This is a genomic window from Actinoallomurus sp. CA-142502 (assembly GCF_050936355.1).
GTDB lineage: Bacteria > Actinomycetota > Actinomycetes > Streptosporangiales > Streptosporangiaceae > Actinoallomurus > Actinoallomurus iriomotensis.
In genome coordinates this window covers 1,244,523-1,264,903 of the sequence record NZ_JBNJMY010000001.1, presented here as the reverse complement: position 1 = coordinate 1,264,903, position 20,381 = coordinate 1,244,523, and the positions used below count along the sequence as shown (strand labels likewise).

Below are 20,381 nucleotides of genomic sequence, written 5' to 3'. Positions count from 1 at the left end.
ACTTCCGCAGCGTCTGCCGACTTCCGCGGCTTGTTGCAGGCTTCGGCCCATCCTCCCCCAGGGGCCGTGCCGCCCCGCACGGCCGCCTGCGACTTCGCGGCATCACCGGGGATTTGCTATCGTGTGGCAGCCGCTGCGGGAGACCGCAGGCTCACCACGTCCGGGTGGCGGAATAGGCAGACGCGCTAGCTTGAGGTGCTAGTGCCCTTCACGGGGCATGGGGGTTCAAGTCCCCCCTCGGACACCACAGTTCGCCCACGCTGTCCGCGTTGAGACTTGTCTCGGCGCGGACGACGCGTTCGTGGGGCATGTACGTCAGACCCTGGCTCGTGGCCGGGCCGCCGCATGGACGACCTCGTCAGCGACCGGTTCGGAAGAAGCTCGTGACACGGGCCAGGTAGTCGGCGAGGGAGCGGACGGCGTACCGCCAGTCGTGGGTGCCGATCAGGTAGCCGTGCCAGTGGTAGGCGACTCCCGCGTTGTCGGCGGCTCGCTTGAAGCACAGGTTGGACTGGTGGAGAAGCGCCTCCATGGCCGCGGTGCCGAGTACGGAGACGCCGCTCAGGTCGCCGGCTGCGGGCACACCGGTGCTGGTGTAGAGGTCGACGCGCGTACCGTCGAGCTTGCCGATGATGCTTCCCGGGTCGTGTGCCTTCCAGTTCGCCGCATCGGTCAGGGGGTTGCCGAAGGGAGCGAAGGGTTCGACCTGATTCAGGCCGGTCATGATGGCCGAGATGAGAACATCTGCCCCGGCCGCGCACACTGGTCCGTGGTGGATGTCGACCGCTCCGGAGAACGCGGCGGCCGCGCCGTACAGGTCGGGGTGGCGTGCGGCGTACGACATCGACCCGAAGCCTCCTTGAGAGACGCCGGTGATGGCGCGACCCGCGCGGGAGCGCTTGGTACGGAAGTGGGTGTCGATCCAGGGCACCAGCTCCCTGGTGTGGAAGGTCTCCCAGTTCTCCACACCCAGACGCGTCGACTTGTCGACCCAGTCGGTGTAGAAGCCGCCACCGTCGCCGTTGTAGCCGCCGTCAGGGATCACCACGATGAGCCCCAGCTTCTGGGTCAACGTCACGACGCGGGTGTTGTTCACTATTTCATTCGCGGTGTTGCTGGTGCCTGGGAGCTCGTAGAGCACCGGATAGCGACGGTGGGGGTGCTCGCTGTAGCCCGCGGGCAGGACGACGTCGACGCTCACGGGGGTCTTGGTCGACATGGCCAGCGACGGCGTCGAGACCGTGTACTTGATCACCCGCGGGCCGTCGTGTGCCGTGCCGCGCACGGTGATCGCGGCTGCGGCACCCGCACCAGTCGGAGTACTGGAGGCGGCGCTGGTCGTGGCGGCCTGTGCGGGTCCAACGGCCACCGGCACGGCGAGGCCGACAATGAGCGCCGCTGCTGACGCACCGACTGAGAGCTTCATACCCCGGTTAACGGCACGAAGTGGAATTGGTTATGTGCCTGTCCCCATGTTCGCCGGGGCTCGAACCCGCCGATGAAACCGGCAGTGAACTCGAATGCCGTCGCGCTCGTATGAACGAATAAGGGTGACGTTCTGCCGAGCCGCCTCGATACGGTCTGAGTGTTGCCGCGCAACGTCGTGCGGTCCCGGGCGTACCGGCGGAGATCAGCCGCCTTCCACGGACAGAAAGGCAGCCACCACGATGCCGCGTCAGCCGAAGCATCACCGCAGTTCAGAAACTGACACGGGCACCGTGAAGAACACGGACGCGTCTTCGGGATCTGGATCGGGCGAACGCACGAATCAGCTCGGCGTCCGCCGGCCGGTCGAGTTGCCGGATGTGGACATCCACGCCGCCGCGGAACTCGTCACGGCGGGTTCCGCGTCAGCGGCGAAGAGCGGTGCTCCCGCTGCTTCCGCCTCCGCCGGCGAGACGGCCGGCGGCCTGAAGGAGAAGACCGGCGACGCCGGGGCGCAATCCACGGCCGCGGCGGAGGCGAAGGAGCCCGAGCCCGTTTCGCCGACGGCTGTGGATCCCGATACGGGAGACGGCGGGATGCCTCCCGGCCGGCCTAAGAAGCCCATGCTGGCCGCCGCCGGGATCGGCGGGGCCATTCTGCTGGCGATCCCGATCCTGCTGGTCGGGCGGGGCTCGCACGATCACGAGAAACAACGGACCGACGCCGCGGGCAACATGCTCGCGCCGGACGGCGGTCAGCAGCCGCCGGGCGCGTTCGTCCCCGCCTCGCCGTCGGCCACCGCATCCCCTTCCACCTCCTCTTCCGCGTCACCGTCGGCATCCGCGAAGGCCAAGTCCAGCGCCAAGCCCAAGGGCAAGAGCAAGGGCAAGACGCTCGCCGAGCCCAAGCGTTCGGCCAAGAAAGGCTCGTCCGCCAGTCGGGTGAGCGCCAACAGCGTGCCGTCGAGCGAGCTGCCGAAGTCGGGCGGAGCGCCCTATGCCCTTGAGGTCCACTCCGCGCTGGACCTCCACCCGGGCGACACGTGGCGGACGAATGTCATCGCCCTCACCATGCAGCGCGGCGGGAACCTCGTGCTGCGCAACAAGAGGGGCAGGATCATCTGGTCCTCCGGGACACACCGGGCCGGGGTCTACTGCGAACTCCAGACCGACGGCAACCTGGTCATCTACGCCGGAAAGCGAACGGCGGTCTGGGCCGCGGGGACCTACGGCCACCCCAATGCCACGCTGGTCCTCCAGGCCGACTCCAACATGGTGATCTACGACGGCCACAACGCGATCTGGGCGACCAACACCCAGGCGTAGTAGCGGACCGGCCATTCCGGGTAAAACGGTGCTCGACGCCCTGCTTGAGGAGGGCAGCGCGATGGGCGCCGCCGAGCGGCTGCGGCCGTCCTCGCCCGCGATCAGCCGTACGCTCGGTCGGCTGCGCGCCGTGACCGGCGACGACAGCCTGGTGCGCACCGGCCACTCGATGATCCCGACGCCGTACGCGCTGGAGGTCCGGGAGGACGCGCACCGCGGTGGGATCGGCGAGCGGCTCCGGCCTTGACCGGCTTTCGTGGCGCTGCATCTTTACCCGTACTCGGCCTCGACAAACGCCATTCGCCGGAAAAGCCTTGATCATAAAGTGCCGGTCAACCGAAACCACCCCTTGCAGATAATCGACTGTCAAGACAATTAATATATTTTCGAAGCATCTCTGGTGAAGGGCCCGCCGCACCATTCGAAAGCGGCGCAGAGGGCCTTGGATATTGACGGCCGCCTTGGTACGGTACGAGCGTCTTGTCCGAAACATCATCGATGTCGTGTGAAAGGAGGCTCAGTTGGAAGCTAACGTTTTGCCTCATCCCGGGGAGCTGCAAGACCTGCTCACCGCCATGGCCGAGTCCGAGCCCTCGCCCGAGCAGCTGACCGAAAACGGAATGATTGCGTGGTACCTCGACCAGCGGTGAGCATCGAGTCATCGCTGACGCCCGCAAGGTAAGTGCTCACGCAATGTCAACTGCCGCGCATTCGGGCGTGTCGCGGGAGCACTAAGGGAAAGGTAAGGCGCCGGTCGGATTGCTCGCGAGTAGTGGTGATTCCTCCGGCGTGACGCCGGAGGAATCACTATTCCTTGGGCGGAAGATCGGCACTTTGGATCCGCTATTTCGGGAGCGATAATGACTGGGCAGATGGTCGATGAGCGTGTCTTCGAGGGCGTTGACGCGTTGTTGGATGACTTCGTAGCGATCACGGGTGAGGACACACTCGTGATCACTTACACGCCTGACAGCCGCGAGCCCGCCGCCTGGGTCGCGCTCGGTCTCAAGCATCGCGGTTACAACCCTGCCATCGTTCCCATGCTTCCGTTGAAGGATGAGACCTTCGCCGGACGGCTCGCCGAGGTGCTGCCAGACCAGTCCGCGCTACAGGGCCGGTTGGTCATCATCACCCTGGAGCGGGACACGATGTCGCACTTCGACGTGTTCCAGCCCTTGATGCGCCACTACGGGCTGGACAAGACCATGATTATGCGAATTATCAGCGCGTCCACTGATTTCTTCACCAAGGCGCTCAATGTCAGTCCTATGGAGTTGTCGAGGCTCAATGCCACGTTGCTCCACCGGGTCAACGGCGCCAGGCGGGTACGTGTGACGACCTCGAGCGGAACCGACATCACCGTTGAACTCGACAGCGAGAAGTACCAGTGGCTCAGCAACCGAGGTGTGTGGCGCCCTGGTGGCTTCACCATCCTCCCCGCGGGGGAGATCGCCACTTACCCGGTCAGTGTCGAAGGAGTCCTGGTCGCCGACGGCGCGTACAACGCCAATATCATCAGCGACCTGAACGCGAAGCTGGCCGACAACCCGGTTCGAGTCGAGATCGAGGCCGGAAAGGCTCGTGATCTCACCTGTGACAACGCGAAGCTCCAAGAGATGTTCCAGCTCTGTTTGGACAGCCCGAATGGTCGTAATGTCGGCGAGTTCGGGCTCGGCACCAATCATGGTATCGATGAGTACATCACCGCGAACTCTCATATCAACGAGCGCCGTTGCGGTCTCCATCTAGGTTTCGGACAACACAACCAAAGCTTGTCCCGCGTTCCCTACAAGGCCTATGCACATCTGGATCTGATCACTTACGGTGGTCTGATGTGGATAGACGATGACGTCGACCCCATTGATCTGTCACATGTCGAGCCCACCGACCTTCCTCATCCAGTCGACGCGCTCGACGAGGACATCACGGGCGACTGTTGCGGCATGGGGTACCGCCAGCTGAAGGGGCTCTCGGACCCGTCCTGCACGATTCCCGAAGCCTCCGGGGAGCGAGACAGTGACACCCTGCATATTTAGCACGTTCATTGAGATTGAATCTGATGTCGACGTAGCCGACGCATCGGTCGGCAACATGTGCGCCCGGTAGCAGGGGAGAGTTCCGAAATGGTCGACCCGCCCACGGACGACGCCCGTCCGCGATCATTGCCCATGCCACGGTCCTGCCCGATGCGTCCGCCGGACCAGTACGCTGAACTGCGCGCCGGGGCACCGCTCACAAAGATCACTCTGCCCAGCGGGCGGACCGCCTGGTTGATCACGCGCTATGAGCACGTCCGCCAATTCCTCGCCAACCGGAATGTCACATCGAACCGGCTATACCCTAATTTTCCTTTCTACCTCCCGCTATCCCGAAAATTGAGGGAAGACGTCAACGCGTCCCTCTCGAGCCTGGACCCGCCGGAGCACACCGTGCTGAGCCGGATGGTGATCCCCGAGTTCACCCACAAACGCACGCAGGAACTGCGGCCCCGCGTGCAGAAAATCGTGGACGATCACATCACGATCATGCTGAACGGCGACAGGCCGGCCGACCTGGTGGAAGCTTTCTGTCGCCCGGTCACCTCGCAGGTCATCTGTGAATTCCTCGGCGTCCCCTACGACGATCGCGAGCTCTTCCATTCGGTCAGCAAGGTGATGGCCAGCCGGCACAGCAGCTCGAACGAACGCTGGGAGTGGGGCGCCAAGCTTCGGGGCTACCTCAGCGATTTCGTGGCGACGAAGGCGAAGGAGGCCGAGGAGCCGGGTGCCGCGCCGGGTGACCACCTGGTCGGCCGGCTCATCGCCAAGAACCAGGAGAAGCGCGTCCTCCAACAGGAGGACATCGCCGCGTTGTGCCTGTCGCTCCTGAGCGCCGGGCACGAGACCACGGCCAACGTGATCTCACTCGGCACCGTGCTGTTGCTCGAGAACCCCGAGCAGCTTGCCAAGATCCGGGCCGACCCGACCCGCACCCCGGGCGCGGTGGAGGAGATCCTGCGCCACACCAGCATCACCGACCCGAGTGGGCAGCGAGTGGCGCTGGCCGACATCGAGGTCGGCGACATGGTGATCAAGAAGGGCGACGGTGTTGTGGTGTCCACCGCGGCGGCCAACTGGGATGACAGTGTCTTCCCCCAGCCAGAGAAACTCGACTTCGACCGCGACGCGCGGCATCAGCTGGCCTTCGGCCACGGCATCCACCGGTGCATCGCCCAGAACCTGGCCCGTGTCGAACTCGAGATCGTGTTCAACACTCTGTTCGCCCGGGTTCCCGGCCTCCGGCTCGCCGCCCCCGTCGAGGAACTGTCCTTCAAGGATGGCGCGCTCCTCTACGGCATCCACACATTGCCCGTCACCTGGTGAGAAGGTGCCGCCACTGTCCGGACATTTCGCGCCGCTGCCGCTCGCGCGCCGACGCAGGCGAAGACGCAGATACCTCCTGGACGTCCGCCTCCAAGGCTAGGCGCGCGTGATGACGGGCCTACGCCGTGTCGCGGACACGGCCGTGACCTCCGGAGAGCCTGCCGTCCGCTTGCTGGCTCCGCTGCGGGAACGACGCTTCGCGCTGTACCTCATCGGCCAGCTGCTCTCCCAGGTCGGCGACGGCATCTATCTCGTCACACTGCCGTTCGTCATACTCAACCAGGGTGGCGGCCCCGCGAACCTCGGCGTGGTGCTGGCCTGCTACGGAGCGGCCAGGCTGGCCTTCTTCCCGGTCGGCGGAGCGCTTGCCGACCGCCTGGGCGCCCGGCCGGTGATGCTCGCCGCGGACGCGCTCCGTGCCCTCGTCGTGCTCGGTTTCGTCGTGCTCGCCGCCGATGGTCGCATCCCTCTTTGGGCCCTGATCACGGTTGCGGTCCCGTTCGGCATCCTCGGCGGGATTTTCATGCCGGCCTCGTTCTCCGTATTGCCGCAGATCGTACGTCCCGAGTCGCTCGCTCCGGGCAACTCCCTGATCCAGATCATGCGGAGCACGTCGAGGATCACCGGGCCCGGGCTAGGTGGAACGCTCGTCGGGTCGCTCAAGAGCGGTGTGGGTCTGCTGATCGACGCGATTACCTTCCTCGTATCCAGCCTGACCCTAATGGCGATCCGCCCGTCCAGGCCGGCGGTCGAAACAGCCGATGAAACGGCGGCGCAGCATGCCAACGACGGCGTCCAAGACAGCGACCGGCTGCGGACTTGGCGATCGGTGCTGCGGTATGCGTCCAGCTCTCCCCTGGTAAGGATGAACCTGCTGACCACGCTCGTGTTCAACCTCGCCGCTGTCGGCTTGATCGAGGTCGCGCTGCCGAGCTTCGCCCAGGAGCCGCTGGGCCGCGGAGCCCTCGGGTTCGGGGTCATGATGACCGGCTTCGGTGCCGGCTCGGTCATCGGAGCACTGCTGGGCCCGGCACTCCTTCGCCTGCGCCGTCGCGGGCTGATCGCGCTCTGCCTCGGCATCGCCGAGGGACTCGCTCTGATGGGTATCCCGGTGGGCTCCTCGCTGGTGGTGGCGACCGCGGCGCTGTTCACCGCCGCGTCCTTGCAAGCCATGGTGAACGTCTTCTACATGACGATGCTCCAGCAGGCAGTGCCTGCCCGAGCGCTGGGCAGAGTCATGAGCCTGCTGGTCACCTGTGCCGGTCTCGCCTACCCTGCCTCCGCGTTGCTCGCTGGGACCGTCCTGGGCACGGTCGACCCGGAGGTCGTGATCATCGTCGCCGGACTGGGCGTGTCGGCGTCCTTCTCGGTCGGATTCTTCAGCAGGCCGTACCGGAACCTCTGATCACCCGAAATCGCGCCCGTCGGCGGATGAGCCGGTCAAAGGTCGAGTACGAGCTGGGGTGTGCGGGACCGCGAGACGCAGGGCAGAATCCGGTCCCCCGCCGCCTGCTCCTCCTCGGTCAGTACTGAGTCACGGTGGTCCGGGCGACCGTCGAGGACGGCCGTCTCGCAGGTGCCGCAGGTGCCTTCCTCACACGAGGTGAGGATGTCGATGCCTGCCTCGATCAGCACGTCGACGATGGAACGGTCCGCCGGCACCGCCAGATCGGCGCCGGTGGAGGCGATCCGCACCGTGAACGGTGAATCCGTGGACGAGGAGTCGATGTCCTTCGGCGAGAAACGTTCCGTTCGCAGGCGCATGCCGCGACGTGCGCACACGGTCTCGGCCGCGCGGATCAGCGATTCGGGACCGCAACAGTAGACGTACGCCTCCCGGTCCACGTTGTCGAGCGCGGAGTCGAGATCGATCAGGCCGCACTCGTCGGAGGGGAACAGGAGCACGCGGCTCGCGTCGATGGCCTGAAGGTCGTCGACGTAGGCCATGGACGCTCGAGTTCGGCCACCGTAGTGCAGCGTCCAGTCCGCCCCGTCCGCGGCCACCCGGCGGATCATGGGCAGCAGTGGCGTGAGCCCGATCCCGCCCGCCAGGAACACGTAGCCGGGCCCCGTTTCCAACGGGAAGTGGTTGCGCGGGCCGCTGACGAGGACCTCGTCGCCCTCGTGGAGTCGCTCGTGCAGCCATGCCGATCCGCCCCGGCTGTCGGCCTGCCGCAGAACGGCGATCCGGTAGCCGGTGCGATCGGCAGGGTCACCGCACAGCGAGTACTGGCGGACGATTCCGGCTCCGGTCACGACGTCGATGTGAGCGCCCGGACGCCAGGACGGCAGTTCGTCGCCGTCGACCGGGCGCAGCTCGAACTCGACCACGCCGAGCGCGACGGTCGTTCGCCTGCCGACGGCGAGCCGGAACTCGCGGGGACCGTTCATGCGGCGTTCTCCGGGGTGAAGGCCACGGGGAGAGCGAAGTGGGTCATCAGGGATCCGCCGACCAGTCCGCTTTCGACCGGCTCCCCGTCGAGGCGCAGGTCGGGCAACCGGTCGAGAAGGCGGGTGAGGGTGATCCGGAGTTCGGCTCGGGCGAGGTGCTGACCTTGGCAGACGTGGGGTCCGGCTCCGAAGCTGACGTGCCGGTTTCGGGTCCGGCGTGGATCGAATTCCTCCGGGTCCGTGAATTCCCGCGGATCCCGGTTGGCGGCCGCGAGGTCGAGGAGTACTCGGCCGCCCTCGGAGAGTTCGTGGCCGTCGACCTGGATCGGGCACCGGAGCGTGCGTGCGAACAGCTGCAGTGGTGTGGTCAGCCGCAGGCTCTCCTCGATCACCCGTGGCAGCCCGCGCCGGTCGGCGATGAGGTCGTCTCGCAGGCCGGGCACGGTCAGCACGTGCCGGATGAGACCGCCGAGGGCCGAGCCCGTCGAGTGGTGGCCACCGAGGATGTAGGCGAGCAGCAGCCCGGTGGCGCCCGCTTCGCCGATCTCCTTGCCGTTGACGACGCCGCTCGCCATCTCGGTGAGCATGTCGTCGCGAGGGTTCTCACGGCGATCGGCCAACCAGCGCCGGGTGTGGTCCGAGAACTCCGCGAACCGTGCCGGGAACTCCCCGGAACCCGTGGCGGCGAACAGCGCCGCCGCGACGCCGCGGGCGCGTACCGCCTCGGTCTGGTCGAGGCCGATCATTCGCCCGATGACGATCGCGGGCAGTGGCTCCGTGAGGCGGTCCACCAGGTCGGCCTTGCCGGCGGTCGCGAAGTCGTCGATCAGAAGGTCGACGACCTCGGTGATGACCGGTTCGAACGCCCGTACGGCGCGCGGGGCCAGTGGGCCGTTCAGAACCGCGCGCCACTCGGAGTGTTCGGGCTCGTCGAACTCCAGAGCGGGGATCGGTGGCAGCAACTCACTGGGCGGGATGTGCACACCGTCGGCCGAGGAGAACGACCCGGTGTCCGTCAGCGCCGTGCGGACGTTGTCGTAGCGGGTCAGGTAGTCGAATCCGCCATGCCGGTCGCTGTGCACGACCGGGCACGCTTCCCGCATTTCGGTGCGGGCACGGTGGACCTCATGGGCGGGCAGGGTTCCGTCGAGGTGATCGAAGGCGGGATCGGTTGTCATGACGGCTCCTTCCTCTGCACTGACGGCGGCGAGTGTGGTGGCGGTCGGCTCGACGGGCTGTCCGCTGCGCGCGGGGCCCGTCCGTCGTGGGCGAGGCGTACGGGTGGTCGACGGCGGGCGTGCGCGTCGTCGGATGCGGCGCCCGGTGGGTGCTATCTCGGCTCGGCTCGGAGCGTCTCGGCGATCTCCCGCAGGCGGCGGCGGTCGATCTTTCCGACCTGGCTGACCCGCGGCATCTCCGGGAGCACGACCAGCCGCTCCGGCCACTTGTACTTCGCGACCTGGAGGCGGTCGAAGTGGGCGCGGACCTCGGCGAGATCGATCGCCGATCCGTCCCGGGTCACGACGAAGGCGCAGGCCCGTTCGCCCAGCCGGGCGTCGGGCATCGCCACCAGGGCGGCCTCGGCGATCGCGTCGTGGGAGCCGAGGAGGAGCTCGACCTCCTCGGTGTTGATCTTCTCGCCACCGCGGCTGATCATATTCTTGATACGGCCCTCGACGGTGTAGCAGCGGACGCCGGCGATCGTCCGCTCCGCCATGAGGTCACCGCTGCGGTAGAAGCCGTCCGCGGTGAAGGCTCGCCGGTTGTGTTCGGTCGCGTCGTAGTAGCCGTGCAAGGTGTACGGGCCCCGGACACAGAGTTCGCCCACCTCGCCGGGCGCCACCTCCTTCTCGGTCCCGGGCTCGTACAGCCGGATCTCGTCCGCGGGCGAGATCGGTATCCCGACGCTCGCCGTGCGGGCGTCGAGCGGGAAGTCGAGCGGGGTGGTGAGGCACAGTCCCTCGCTCATCCCGAAGATCTGCCCGCCCCAGATCCCGCGCGCGTCCAGGATCGCCATGTACCGGCTGGGCACCTTCTTGCCGCTGAACAGCACCCGCCGCAGCGTTGTGGCGGCGGCCAAGCCCGGGTCCAGGGCCAGCTCGAAGGCGAACGGCCCTAGGAGGACGTCCGTCGCTCCGTTCCGGACGACGAGGTCGAGCGCGGCTGACGCGTCGGGAACTCCGAGCACGAGAGTCGCCCCCACGCTGTGCGGGCCCTGCAGGCCGATGATGATGCCCGCGTTGTGCACGATCGGCATCATGAACGCGACGCGGTCGCCAGGCCCCCATCCCATCGCGCGGGCGAGGCTCGCACCGTAGTGCCAGTAGGGAGCCTGGAGGCAGGGGATCACCTTCGGCACACCAGTGGTGCCACCGGAGAGCTGGAACACCGCGAGCGACTGCATGCCGAGTCCGGCCTGGACTGCCTCGACGATCCCGCGGGCCTCGGCGTCGTCGATGTCGTCGCCGAGTCCGTCCAGCTCGACGGCTCGGGGGTCGTCGGCCGGGCCGTCGGAGACCAGGACGGTGCGCTCCACACCGGCCGCCTCGGCCTGTTGGAAGGCGAATCCGACGAGGTCGAAGCGAGGGTCGCGGGCGGCGACGAGGTGCGCGACCGGACGGGTCTGGCGCGCGATCTCCCCGATCTCGTGCCCGCGGTGCAGCGGCAGCGTGCATACGGGCACGAGGCCCGCTTTGAGCAGCGCGTACCAGGCGATCACGGTGTTGGCGGTGTTGTGCACCTGCAGCAGAACCGCGCCGCCGGGCTCCAGCCCGAGCCGATAAAGGCCTGCGGCGCGTCGGTCGCTGATGCGGTCCAGCTCCGCGAAGGTCAGCCGGACGTCACCGCAGATCAGGGCATCCCGGTCGCCGTGTGTCTGGGCCGCGATGTGCAGGTGCTGGGCGATGGTGGGTGATTCCCACAGTCCGTCGCGGACGTAGCGGGCCTCCTCCTCGGCCTGGTAGAGGACGAGTTTGCCGGTGGTGTCGTGTGCGAGCGTCATCGCGTCTCTCTCCCCTGTGCTGCCGGGCGTGGTCAACGCAGGTCACGCTCGTAGCCGAGGATGACCTCGCGGTTCTCCCGCCGGAAGTCCCGGTAGGAGACGCGTCCTGTGCGCATCAGGTACTCGAGCGCGAACTTCGTCGGATGGGTGATGGTGCGGGACGGGAGCCCCTCGTACCAGGCGATGCTGCGCTTGGCGGCGGTCTGGAAGGCGTCGGCGACGGGCTTGCGCACCCGCTGGAACTCCTTGAGCCCCACCTCGACGTCCCAGTTCGCGCTGTCCAGCGCATGCGTCAGGTAGACGGCGTCACGCATCGCGAACCGGGTGCCGGATCCGATCGACGGGTGGACGGTGTGCAGGGCGTCCCCGATCAGCACGAGGTTGCGGTGGGTCCATCGCGCGCAACTGATGAACTTGGTCTGGAACCACGGCGAGTGGTCGCTCCGCAGCGGCGCGCCGTCCAGCGAGTCGGAGAAGAGCCGCTCGCACCGCTCGCGCGACTCGTCCTCGGTCATGCCGGCGAACCCGAGCCGGTCGAACGTCTCCTGGCCGACTTCGACGGTGAAGTTGCTCATCTCGGCCGAGAACCGGGAGGCATGGACCATGAGGACTCCGTACTCGCTGTTCTGGAGGATGATCGACGGCGGGTACGGTTTCGGAGTGCCGTACCAGGCCAGCCAGTTGCTGCCCAGCTCGACGCTGGGCAGGAAGTGCTCGGCGAAGCGCTCGCGGGTCTGGCTGTTGACGCCGTCGGCGCCGATCACGAGATCCCAGGCCGCCATGTCGTTTTCGGTCACTGCCGCGTCGCGGTCGTGCTCGATCCTCACCCCGGCCTCGAGGGCGAACTCCTCCAGTATGGCCAGGAGCGACCAGCGGGCGTTGAGATGGCTGCGGCCGACCTTGACCGGCACGCCGACACCGTCCAGGCTGACGACCATCCGATCGTGGCGGGTCTCGGCGGTGAGCGCGTCGATCACATCCGGTGCGGCGGGCCGGAGCGCGTCGGCCGCGCTCTCGCTGAACGCCACGCCCCAGCCGTACGTCACGCCGTGCGGGTTTCGCTCCCTGATGTGGATCGTGGCCGTGGGGATCGCTCGTTTGGCGATGATCGAGAAGAAGAGTCCTGCAGGCCCGGCGCCGACCACCAGAATTCTCATGGGCTTTCCGGATGTCACTGTCCACCTCCCTGCCACGACACGACGTGGTGGGCGACGCGCTCGCCCAGTGCCGCCGCCGTTCGCAGGTCGCTGTCCCGCATGCCTTCCAGACCCTGGTCCGAGTTCGACTGCGCCATGGCCCCGGCGTAGGCGCCGAGCCGGTTCAGCGCGGAGTCGGACCCCGTACTGCGTCCGTTGCCGTCCAGCAGGCCGAGCCCGACCCAGACCATCCCGTGCTGCATGGCGAAGAGCCAGAGCTGGGTGAGGGTGCTGAGCTTGTCCCCGGAGTGACCGCTGGAGTTGGTGAACCCCGCGGCGAGCTTGCCCTTCCACCCCTGGGCCAGCCAGATCTTCGAACTGGCCTCCATGAACGCCTTGAACACCGCCGAACCGCTGCCCATGTAGGTCGGGGTGCCGAAGATCAGCGCATCGCAGTGGTCGAGCTGATGGGGATCGGTGGCGACCTCCTCGGCGAAGTACAGCGCGACGTCGATGTCCGGGACCGAACCGGCGCCTTCCCCCACCGCTCTGGCCTGCGCGGCGGTATGGCCGTATCCGCTGTCGTAGACGACTCCGATGGAGCGCGTTTCCGTCACCTGGTCCTCCGTGGTGGTGCGGTGGCGAATCGGCCGTCCAGCCAGCGGTCGATGTGGACGGCGGCGGCGGCGTATCCGGTGGGTTCGCCCTCCGCGATGGGCTGGCCGAAGTGCTGGCCCCGGACGACGCCGCGAATCTTGTCTTCGCCGGCCAGCGCCTCGAACATCCGGGCACTGGCGGTGGGGAGCGCGGCTTGGTCGCCGCTGAACTCCAGGTAGAGGGTCGGCAGCCGCACTCCGGCCGCGCACCGCACGAAGTCCGCGTTGGTGTGGTTCGCCGACCAGGTCGACAACCACGCATCGGGAGTGGTCAGCCGGCCGAAACCCACCAGGCCGTAGTTGGTCAGATCCGGGCGGCGGCCGAACAACGAGCCGTAGTGCCGGTCGTTCGGATCGATCGACAGGTCGACGTAGCAGGGGTCGGCGTCGGTGCGGTAGGTGGTGATGACTCTCGGGGCGAGGCCGGTCCGCCGGTCGGCGGGATCCCCGGTGCGGGCGAACCGGGCCCGGGCCTTCGAGGTCTCGGCGGCGAGTTCGACGGCGCGGGCGTCGATCCGGGCGATCCGATCCCGCTGGGCCCTACGGTACGCGCGGAGGAAGTCGACGCTGTAGCGGCTCGGCTGCGGCGGCTCGGCGAACCCGTTCCCCGGCGAGTACATGTCCAGCGCGGAATCCACCGACATCGGGTCCGACTCGTCCATGACGGACGGGTCGATGCAGTGCAGCAGCACCTGTCCCTGGCCCGGATGCGGCGCTAGGAAGATCGCACCGTCCGGCACGGGCATCTGCGCGCCCGCCAGCGGGATCGGCCGGCCGGCCGGTGTCACGTCCAGCCGCAGCCCCGGTTCCAGGGACGCCTGCTCGATGTAGAAGGCCGACAGCGTTCCGCCGCCGGAGTGGCCGAAGGTCAGCACCGTGTCGAACCCGGTGTCCCGGAGGAACACATGGCCTGCGGCCGCGTCCAGCAACGCCTGCTCGTGGACCAGGGCGAGGTCGTTGTTGGGCGAGCGGGAGCCCTGGGTCCAGACCGAGACGCCGCTTCGCAGGAGCAGCGGGGTCATCGGATGGTGGGTCACCGATTGGCGCGGGTGCATGACGGCGACCGCCGTCGCCGCGCCGTCGAGGGAGTACAGCACTCCCTCGATCTCGGCGCCGTCGAAGGTCGTGAGCCGGTGCGTGCTCACCGTGACGCCGGGCGGCGCCTCCGCCCTTCGGACGTCCCGGCCCGCGCCGAGCCGGTCCACCGCCGGCGGGCTCATCCCTCGGCTCCTGTGGGCTCGACCACCAGTTCCGACTTGTCCCAGCGGCTCACCCGGCCGTCCTTGACCGCGGCGACCGCGCTGTACCAGACGGCGTTGCGACACCCCGCGGCATCGCGGTCGATGCGGATCGAACCGGGTGCGACGACCTCGAGGTAGGGGCCGCGCCGCCGGACGGTCACGTCCGGGTCCTTACCGGCGACCTCGGCCAGCGGACGGAAGTCGTCGACGCTGAGGACGAACAGCGTGGTCATACGAACGTCACCGACTCCGGCTCACCCGCGTAGCGCTCCGAGATCAGCTTCGCCTTCCGCGCGAAGAACTTCTCCAGGGAGGGATCGGGCTCCGCTGTCACCTCCATGAGCGCGTCGACGCTCAGGTTGGCGTCGATGTCGTCCTCGGCGGTGATCGCTCGCAGCGGACGGGCGATCTCCATCAGGTATCCGTTGGGATCGGTGACGTAGATCGACTCGACCGTCTCGTGCCGGACCTGCAACTCGCACGGCCAGTCGCTCGCGTCCAGCCGGCGCCGGTACTCCAGCAGATCCTCCTCGGTGTCGACGTGGATCGCGAGGTGCCGGGCGCGGTGGAGCAGGTCGGGGATCCCGGTGTCGCGGTAGGGCTCGACTCCGAAGTAGTAGAAGAACGCCAGCCGGTCGCCGCCGCCGATGTCGAAGAAGAAGTGGATGAAGTCCGGGTGGTCCCCGGGGCCCCACCCGAGTGCGCATGTCGCGTGGACGACCGGGAAGCCAAGGACGTCCCGGTAGAAGGTGATGGTGGCCCGCGGATCGAAGGTCGGAAACGCCGCGTGGTCGACACCCCGCACCGTATGCGCAAGCAGGTCTTGTCCCGGGGATGGCATCTGCGTACTCCTCTCGCGACGAACTCGGTGACGGCGAGCGTAGAGCGAGACTGTCTCTACCGTCAATATTCTGACGGTGCAGTATCGATAGAGCACGCAGGCCCAGCCTGGAGCGGGCCTGGTTGACGCAACAAGACCAGTGCGTCAGTATCGTGACGAAACTGTCAGACGGTACCGGCTCGGTCTCTGCGGGCCGGATGCGGGTTTCGCTCGGACGGGCGACAGGGCGCGTTCGACCGCGAAGGGGCGGCGGCACATGACCACGACGCTGATCGATCTCTCCGTTGACGGCCGGAAAATCGCCGGCCTCGCGGCCGGCGGCGACGCCGCGGGGTCTCCGCTGATCGTGGCCCTTCATGGCGGGGGGTACGGCTCCGGGTACTTCGACGTACCCGGTCACTCCCTGCTCGACCTCGGCGAGGCGACGGGATTTCCCGTGTTCGCGCTCGACCGTCCCGGCTATGGCGGGAGCGACTCGCTTCCCCGCGGGAGGGCGACCTTCGCCGACAGCGCCGAGGTCCTGGACGCCGCGATCGGCGCGCTGTGGACCGACCACGGCGAGGGGCGCCCGGGAGTGGTCCTGCTCTCCCACTCCATCGGCTCGGCCATAGCAGTGCATGTCGCCGCACGTCGGCCGCACTGGCCGCTGCTGGGCATCTCACTACACGGTGTGGGTGATCGGTCTCCCGCGCACATCATCAGCGCCTGGCGCTCCATCCCGACGAACGGACCGGTGGAGCTGCCGCCCGAACAACGACGCGCGCTCCTCTACGGCCCGGCGGGGACCGTCGACGTCGAGGTCGTGGAAGCGGCGAAGGCCTCGGTGGAGCCCATCCCTCTTGAGGAGATGCTCGAAATCGTCGGGGACTGGCCTGAGAACCTGGCAGAGCTCGCCTCCAAGGTCGTCGTTCCCGTGCAGTACACGCTCGCCGAATACGACGGCCTGTGGGTCGTCGACTCGAGTCGCGTGGCGACGTTCGCCGGGTACTTCACGTCCGCCCCGTGGGTAGAGGCCGGCCTTCAGGCGGGCGCCGGTCACAACCTCGACCACCATCGGCTCTCTCGCGCCCTCCACCTCCGGCAGCTGGCCTTCGCGTGGGAGTGCGCAGCGCGGGCAACCGCCGCCGACGAATATGATGACCGGCTGACCGGGCAGGAACGGTGCACCTGACGACTGGCGCGCCAGGCTTACAGCCGAGGAGTGGGTAGTGACCGCGGAGGACTCCAAGGCGCAGGGACGGTCCGGTGGCCGCCCGGAGTCCCGTCGAGCCGCAGCGCCCCGACGCAAGCTTCTCATGAGCGAGATCGTCGACCAGGCCATGCGCATCTTCGCTGAACGCGGCTACGACGGGACCACCCTGCAGGATGTCGCGGACGCGGTCGGGCTGAGCCGCCCCAACCTCTACAACTATGTCAAGAGCAAGGAAGAGTTGCTCGTGGCAATGGTCGAGGCGACGACGGAGAGCGCGGCGAACTCCCTGCGGGAAGTCCGACGACGCACCGATCTGGACTCGACGGAGAAGCTGCGCATGCTCGTCCGCGCCCTGGTCCTGCGCCGCGCCGAGCAGCCGGCGCAGTTCCGTACGCTCGATCGCAGCGACCAGGCGCTCCCTCCGGAAATCGCGAAGAAGCACCTCCAGGGCCGTCGGGCGGTCCTCAGGGAGATCACGAGTGTCATCGAGGAGGGGATCACGGCCGGCCGCTTCCGTCCCGTCGACGCACGCATCACCGCCCTGTCGATCATCGGCATGTGCAACTGGGTGGCGTGGTGGTTCCATCCGTCTCCGGCTCACCCGGCCGAACCGGTGGCCGAACAGATCGCGGAGAACGCGGTGGCAATGGTGGCTCGAGAGGCCGGGCGCGCCCCGGACGCACCGACTCCGCTCGGCGCGGTCGCTCTACTTCAGCAGGACCTCGACTACCTGACCCGTCTTCTCAACGCGGAGGGTGAGCGAGGGGACCTCCCCCCCGACAAAGCGTAAGAGGGCGATCGGTCTCGCGTGACCGATCGGCGACCGGCTGCCGGCCACTCGACCGCACATCCGCCTCTTGCAAAATCTTGTTAATCCCATTAACTTCAGGTTAGTCGGATTAACCAACGGAGGCCGGGCTGTGTCCACCACCACCATCGCGCCGCGTCGCAGCGGCCTCATCACCACTCCCGCCATCACGGGAATCGCCTACACCCTGTCGTGGATCGCCGGGTTGTCGGTCGGTGCGCCCAGCCCGGAGGTCGACTCCGGCGGCACCGCGGTCGTCTCGGCGTTCGCCGGGCACAGCGCGGCGGTGACCGCGCAGTTCCTGTTCACCGAAGGCCTTCCCGCCGCGGGCCTGGCCGTCGTGTCGCTGGCGCTGGCCAGGGCCGCGGGCCGGCAGGCCGGTCGGGGCGGGTCGGCCGGGGTGGCAATCGCCGGCGTCGTGGCGGCACTGATCTCGTTCATCCAGTTCGTGTTGGGCGTCACGTTGGCCGGCACCTCGTCGCCAGGCACAGCTCACCTGCTGTTCGACGGGGTGAACCGGCTCGACGGCATCAAGATGTGCACGCTTGCCGCGATGGCCGTGGCCGCCGTCTCCACGGGCCTGCTGCCCCGCTGGCTGCGCTTCACCGGGGTCGCCCTCGCCGCCGCCATCGTGGCCTCCGGCGTCGGCTACCTGCTGCTGATCCCGAGCGTGGCGACGCTGGCGTACGTATCCGGACCTCTCCTGCTCTTGTTCGTCACCGGCACCGGCATCGTGCTCGGCCGTAGGGAGCGGTGACCCGTGCCGCGTGTCGGGCTCACCCAAGAGAAGATCGTCCGTGAGGCGGCGACCGTCGCCGACGAGGTCGGCCTGGAGCAACTCACCCTCGCAGCGGTCGCCAAACGGTGCGGAGTCTCCCTACCAGGTCTCTACAAGCACATCGAGGGACTCAACTCGGTCAAGCGGGACATCGCCGTGCTGGCGGTACGGGAGATGACCCGGGCAATGGCCGCAGCGGTAGCGGGTCTGTCCGGGCGGCACGCGCTGCGGGCGCTCGCCGCCGCGTACCGCGACTACGCCACGGCCTATCCAGGCCGATACATAGCCAGTGTCCGGGCCCCTGCCCCCGGCGACGTCGAGCACACCGAGGTCAGCGACCAGGCGATCGGCATCATCCAGGCCGCACTCCAGGGGTACGACCTGGAAAGGGCGGACCTGATCCACGCGATCCGGATGCTGCGGATCGCCTGCCACGGCATCTCCTCCCTGGAGGCCGAAGGCGCCTTCGGACTTCCCGAATCCCTGGACGTCACCTTCGACCGGCTGGTCAACGCCCTCGACGCCGACTTCCGCCGCTCCTGATCCACGCGCCTGCCCAGGGCCACCCGCCTTGATGCGGAGGCGGACGCAAGCACCACTCAAATCCAAGGAGAAGACATGGCCAAGCCGGCCGCTCACGAAATCGCGCCGAACGTATGGCGTATCCCAGCCGCACCGTTCGACTTCGTCAACATCTACGCACTCGTCGACGACGACGGTCAGGTCAGCCTGGTCGACACCGGCACCAAGGGAGCCACCAAGCGCACGCTCGCCGGGCTGGCGGCGATGGGGAAGGCCGCCGAGGACGTGACGCGAATCGTGCTGACCCACGCCCACGGCGACCATGCGGGCGGTGCCGCGAAGATGGCCATGGTCACCGGCGCTTCGGTGGCCATTCATGAGTCCGACGCGCAGTGGGCCCGGGCCGGTCAGGCGCCACCACGCGACTCGGCCACGGCCGGTGGCCGGTTCATGAACCGTCTGGGCAAGGGCGGCAACGGATTCCCGGCCATCGTCGTCGGCGAGGAGTTCTCTGACGATCACGTCTTGCCGATCGCCGGCGGCCTTCGGGTGGTGCACACTCCCGGCCACACCATGGGTCATGTCGCGCTGTTGCACGAGACGACAGGCGTGCTCATCACCGGCGACTCGATCTGGAACGTCCGCAAGATGAGCTGGGGCATCAAGGCGTTCTGCCAGGACATCGCCCTCAACCAACAGACCGCGCACGTGCTGGGCGAACTCAACTACCAGGTAGCCGCCTTCACTCACGGCCCCCACGTGTCCGATCGGGCCCGGGAACGCGTGCGCGGATACCTCACCGACGCCGCGAACCGACACCATTCGTAACGTGCTGGCGGTCCTCAGCCGGCGAACGTCTTGGCGAAGGCGTCCGCTTGCTGGTCGATGCCGCTGCACGTTGGACCGGCGTGCTCTGGGGCCGCACGCTCACGCCCCACGAAGGCCGACGCGAAGACGACACGCCGAACTTCGCACCCGACCGATGACCGCCGGACTTACTATTCCTGACTAATTGATTGCAGCGATTCTCCGTGCCCTCACCGCCGGGCCCTAACGGGAAATAGCGCGTCGAACTTTCTCTCTGTCCCGTTGACGGGACAGCAGGTGTTCCCGTGATGTAGGTCACCCTGACTTGAAACTCAGAATTTAAAGCTGTTCCCGTTGATCTGAGTACTATTCGGCTTTGTCCGAAGAGACGGTCGTTCGTCCGAAAGTGACGGGAGAATCGAGATCGTGAAGTTCCGCACTAAGGCGGCCGCGATGCTGGCCGCCGCCGGCATCGCCACAGGCGCCCTCATATCCGTGGCGTCAGGCGCCAACGCGGCCAGCGCTCCCTGCTCGGGATACACGTACCGTTCGAAGGCCGCGGTCAACGTTCCCTACGGAGGCGGCGCGAGGGTCACCGTCGGTTACACGTACTGGTATCAGAAGTCCTATGCGCACTCGCCCACGCGAATGTGCGCCGTCACCCGGCCGACGAGCACGTACGCCGGCAAGACGAACTGGCTTGATGTCTTCCTGGAGAGCGACAGCGGCAGCGACCGAGACCGCGGGAACTACCGGTATTACGCCGGCCCGGTCACCGTGGCCAGGAGTGGATACGTGACCCTGTACGCGGAAGTCGGCATCAAGGGCGGGAAGAAGTACTCGACCCTCGTTTATATCTGACCCCCGCAGGAAATACGTGCTCCTTCCGCCGGCCG

At 67.5% G+C, this 20,381-nt stretch carries 21 protein-coding genes and 1 tRNA gene; 13 read left to right on the top strand and 9 right to left on the bottom strand.

Annotated elements, in window-relative coordinates:
* Positions 1-158 precede the first annotated feature (158 nt).
* Positions 159-247 (top strand) — tRNA-Leu (locus tag ACQEV1_RS06130).
* A gap of 111 nt (positions 248-358) precedes the next feature.
* Here the strand turns inward: ACQEV1_RS06130 and ACQEV1_RS06125 are convergent.
* A complete protein-coding gene (locus ACQEV1_RS06125) occupies positions 359-1,426 on the bottom strand; it encodes an alpha/beta hydrolase (protein WP_433392189.1) in 1,068 nt (355 codons plus the stop codon).
* A 292-nt stretch (positions 1,427-1,718) separates the two neighbouring features.
* On the opposite strand from ACQEV1_RS06125, the gene ACQEV1_RS06120 reads away from it, so the two are divergent.
* From ACQEV1_RS06120 to ACQEV1_RS06095, 6 genes are all read left to right on the top strand, one after another.
* Positions 1,719-2,750, top strand: coding sequence for a hypothetical protein (locus tag ACQEV1_RS06120; RefSeq protein ID WP_433392186.1), 1,032 nt, complete (start codon positions 1,719-1,721; stop codon positions 2,748-2,750).
* A 28-nt stretch (positions 2,751-2,778) separates the two neighbouring features.
* Positions 2,779-2,997 (top strand): helix-turn-helix domain-containing protein, encoded by a 219-nt coding sequence (locus ACQEV1_RS06115; protein WP_433392183.1) that lies wholly within the window; start codon positions 2,779-2,781, stop codon positions 2,995-2,997.
* 274 nt (positions 2,998-3,271) lie between these two features.
* Positions 3,272-3,400: a hypothetical protein gene (locus tag ACQEV1_RS06110; RefSeq protein WP_285631549.1), complete on the top strand. Its 129-nt coding sequence runs from the start codon at positions 3,272-3,274 to the stop codon at positions 3,398-3,400.
* A gap of 222 nt (positions 3,401-3,622) precedes the next feature.
* On the top strand, positions 3,623-4,786 hold the full coding sequence (locus tag ACQEV1_RS06105) for an aminopeptidase (protein ID WP_285631546.1): 1,164 nt from the start codon (positions 3,623-3,625) through the stop codon (positions 4,784-4,786).
* Between the two features lie 150 nt (positions 4,787-4,936).
* Positions 4,937-6,112: a cytochrome P450 gene (locus ACQEV1_RS06100; RefSeq protein WP_433392179.1), complete on the top strand. Its 1,176-nt coding sequence runs from the start codon at positions 4,937-4,939 to the stop codon at positions 6,110-6,112.
* A gap of 169 nt (positions 6,113-6,281) precedes the next feature.
* Positions 6,282-7,517 (top strand): MFS transporter, encoded by a 1,236-nt coding sequence (locus tag ACQEV1_RS06095; RefSeq protein WP_433392176.1) that lies wholly within the window; start codon positions 6,282-6,284, stop codon positions 7,515-7,517.
* A gap of 35 nt (positions 7,518-7,552) precedes the next feature.
* Here ACQEV1_RS06095 and ACQEV1_RS06090 read toward each other — a convergent pair whose 3' ends face one another.
* The 8 genes from ACQEV1_RS06090 to ACQEV1_RS06055 form a co-directional block, all read right to left on the bottom strand.
* The gene (locus ACQEV1_RS06090; protein WP_433392174.1) at positions 7,553-8,503 is read right to left on the bottom strand and encodes a PDR/VanB family oxidoreductase; all 951 of its coding nucleotides are present in this window, start codon (positions 8,501-8,503) and stop codon (positions 7,553-7,555) included.
* Complete coding sequence (locus ACQEV1_RS06085; protein ID WP_285631534.1) at positions 8,500-9,681, bottom strand: cytochrome P450; 1,182 nt, start codon at positions 9,679-9,681, stop codon at positions 8,500-8,502. Before ACQEV1_RS06085 ends, ACQEV1_RS06090 begins: the two co-directional genes overlap by 4 nt.
* 152 nt (positions 9,682-9,833) lie before the next feature.
* On the bottom strand, positions 9,834-11,504 hold the full coding sequence (locus tag ACQEV1_RS06080; protein WP_433392170.1) for an AMP-binding protein: 1,671 nt from the start codon (positions 11,502-11,504) through the stop codon (positions 9,834-9,836).
* A gap of 32 nt (positions 11,505-11,536) precedes the next feature.
* Entirely contained in the window at positions 11,537-12,661 is a 1,125-nt protein-coding gene (locus tag ACQEV1_RS06075) for an FAD-dependent monooxygenase (RefSeq protein WP_433392168.1), read from the bottom strand.
* A 14-nt stretch (positions 12,662-12,675) separates the two neighbouring features.
* The gene (locus ACQEV1_RS06070; RefSeq protein ID WP_285631525.1) at positions 12,676-13,257 is read right to left on the bottom strand and encodes a flavodoxin family protein; all 582 of its coding nucleotides are present in this window, start codon (positions 13,255-13,257) and stop codon (positions 12,676-12,678) included.
* Entirely contained in the window at positions 13,254-14,516 is a 1,263-nt protein-coding gene (locus tag ACQEV1_RS06065) for a hypothetical protein (RefSeq protein WP_433392165.1), read from the bottom strand. Before ACQEV1_RS06065 ends, ACQEV1_RS06070 begins: the two co-directional genes overlap by 4 nt.
* Entirely contained in the window at positions 14,513-14,770 is a 258-nt protein-coding gene (locus ACQEV1_RS06060; RefSeq protein ID WP_285631519.1) for a hypothetical protein, read from the bottom strand. The genes ACQEV1_RS06065 and ACQEV1_RS06060 overlap by 4 nt, the downstream gene beginning before the upstream one ends.
* Positions 14,767-15,378, bottom strand: a complete 612-nt coding sequence (locus ACQEV1_RS06055; RefSeq protein ID WP_433392161.1) for a VOC family protein — start codon at positions 15,376-15,378, stop codon at positions 14,767-14,769. Before ACQEV1_RS06055 ends, ACQEV1_RS06060 begins: the two co-directional genes overlap by 4 nt.
* Positions 15,379-15,634: 256 nt before the next feature.
* On the opposite strand from ACQEV1_RS06055, the gene ACQEV1_RS06050 reads away from it, so the two are divergent.
* The 6 genes from ACQEV1_RS06050 to ACQEV1_RS06025 all read left to right on the top strand — a co-directional run bounded on the left by ACQEV1_RS06050 (position 15,635) and on the right by ACQEV1_RS06025 (position 20,346).
* Positions 15,635-16,549 (top strand): alpha/beta hydrolase, encoded by a 915-nt coding sequence (locus ACQEV1_RS06050; protein ID WP_433392158.1) that lies wholly within the window; start codon positions 15,635-15,637, stop codon positions 16,547-16,549.
* 124 nt (positions 16,550-16,673) lie between these two features.
* A complete protein-coding gene (locus tag ACQEV1_RS06045) occupies positions 16,674-17,360 on the top strand; it encodes a TetR/AcrR family transcriptional regulator (RefSeq protein ID WP_285578191.1) in 687 nt (228 codons plus the stop codon).
* Positions 17,361-17,490: 130 nt separating this feature from the next.
* Positions 17,491-18,135 (top strand): hypothetical protein, encoded by a 645-nt coding sequence (locus ACQEV1_RS06040; protein ID WP_433392153.1) that lies wholly within the window; start codon positions 17,491-17,493, stop codon positions 18,133-18,135.
* Between the two features lie 3 nt (positions 18,136-18,138).
* Positions 18,139-18,699 (top strand): TetR/AcrR family transcriptional regulator, encoded by a 561-nt coding sequence (locus ACQEV1_RS06035; protein WP_285631508.1) that lies wholly within the window; start codon positions 18,139-18,141, stop codon positions 18,697-18,699.
* Between the two features lie 75 nt (positions 18,700-18,774).
* Positions 18,775-19,506: an MBL fold metallo-hydrolase gene (locus ACQEV1_RS06030; RefSeq protein WP_285631505.1), complete on the top strand. Its 732-nt coding sequence runs from the start codon at positions 18,775-18,777 to the stop codon at positions 19,504-19,506.
* A gap of 432 nt (positions 19,507-19,938) precedes the next feature.
* The gene (locus ACQEV1_RS06025) at positions 19,939-20,346 is read left to right on the top strand and encodes a hypothetical protein (RefSeq protein WP_433392150.1); all 408 of its coding nucleotides are present in this window, start codon (positions 19,939-19,941) and stop codon (positions 20,344-20,346) included.
* Positions 20,347-20,381 lie beyond the last annotated feature (35 nt).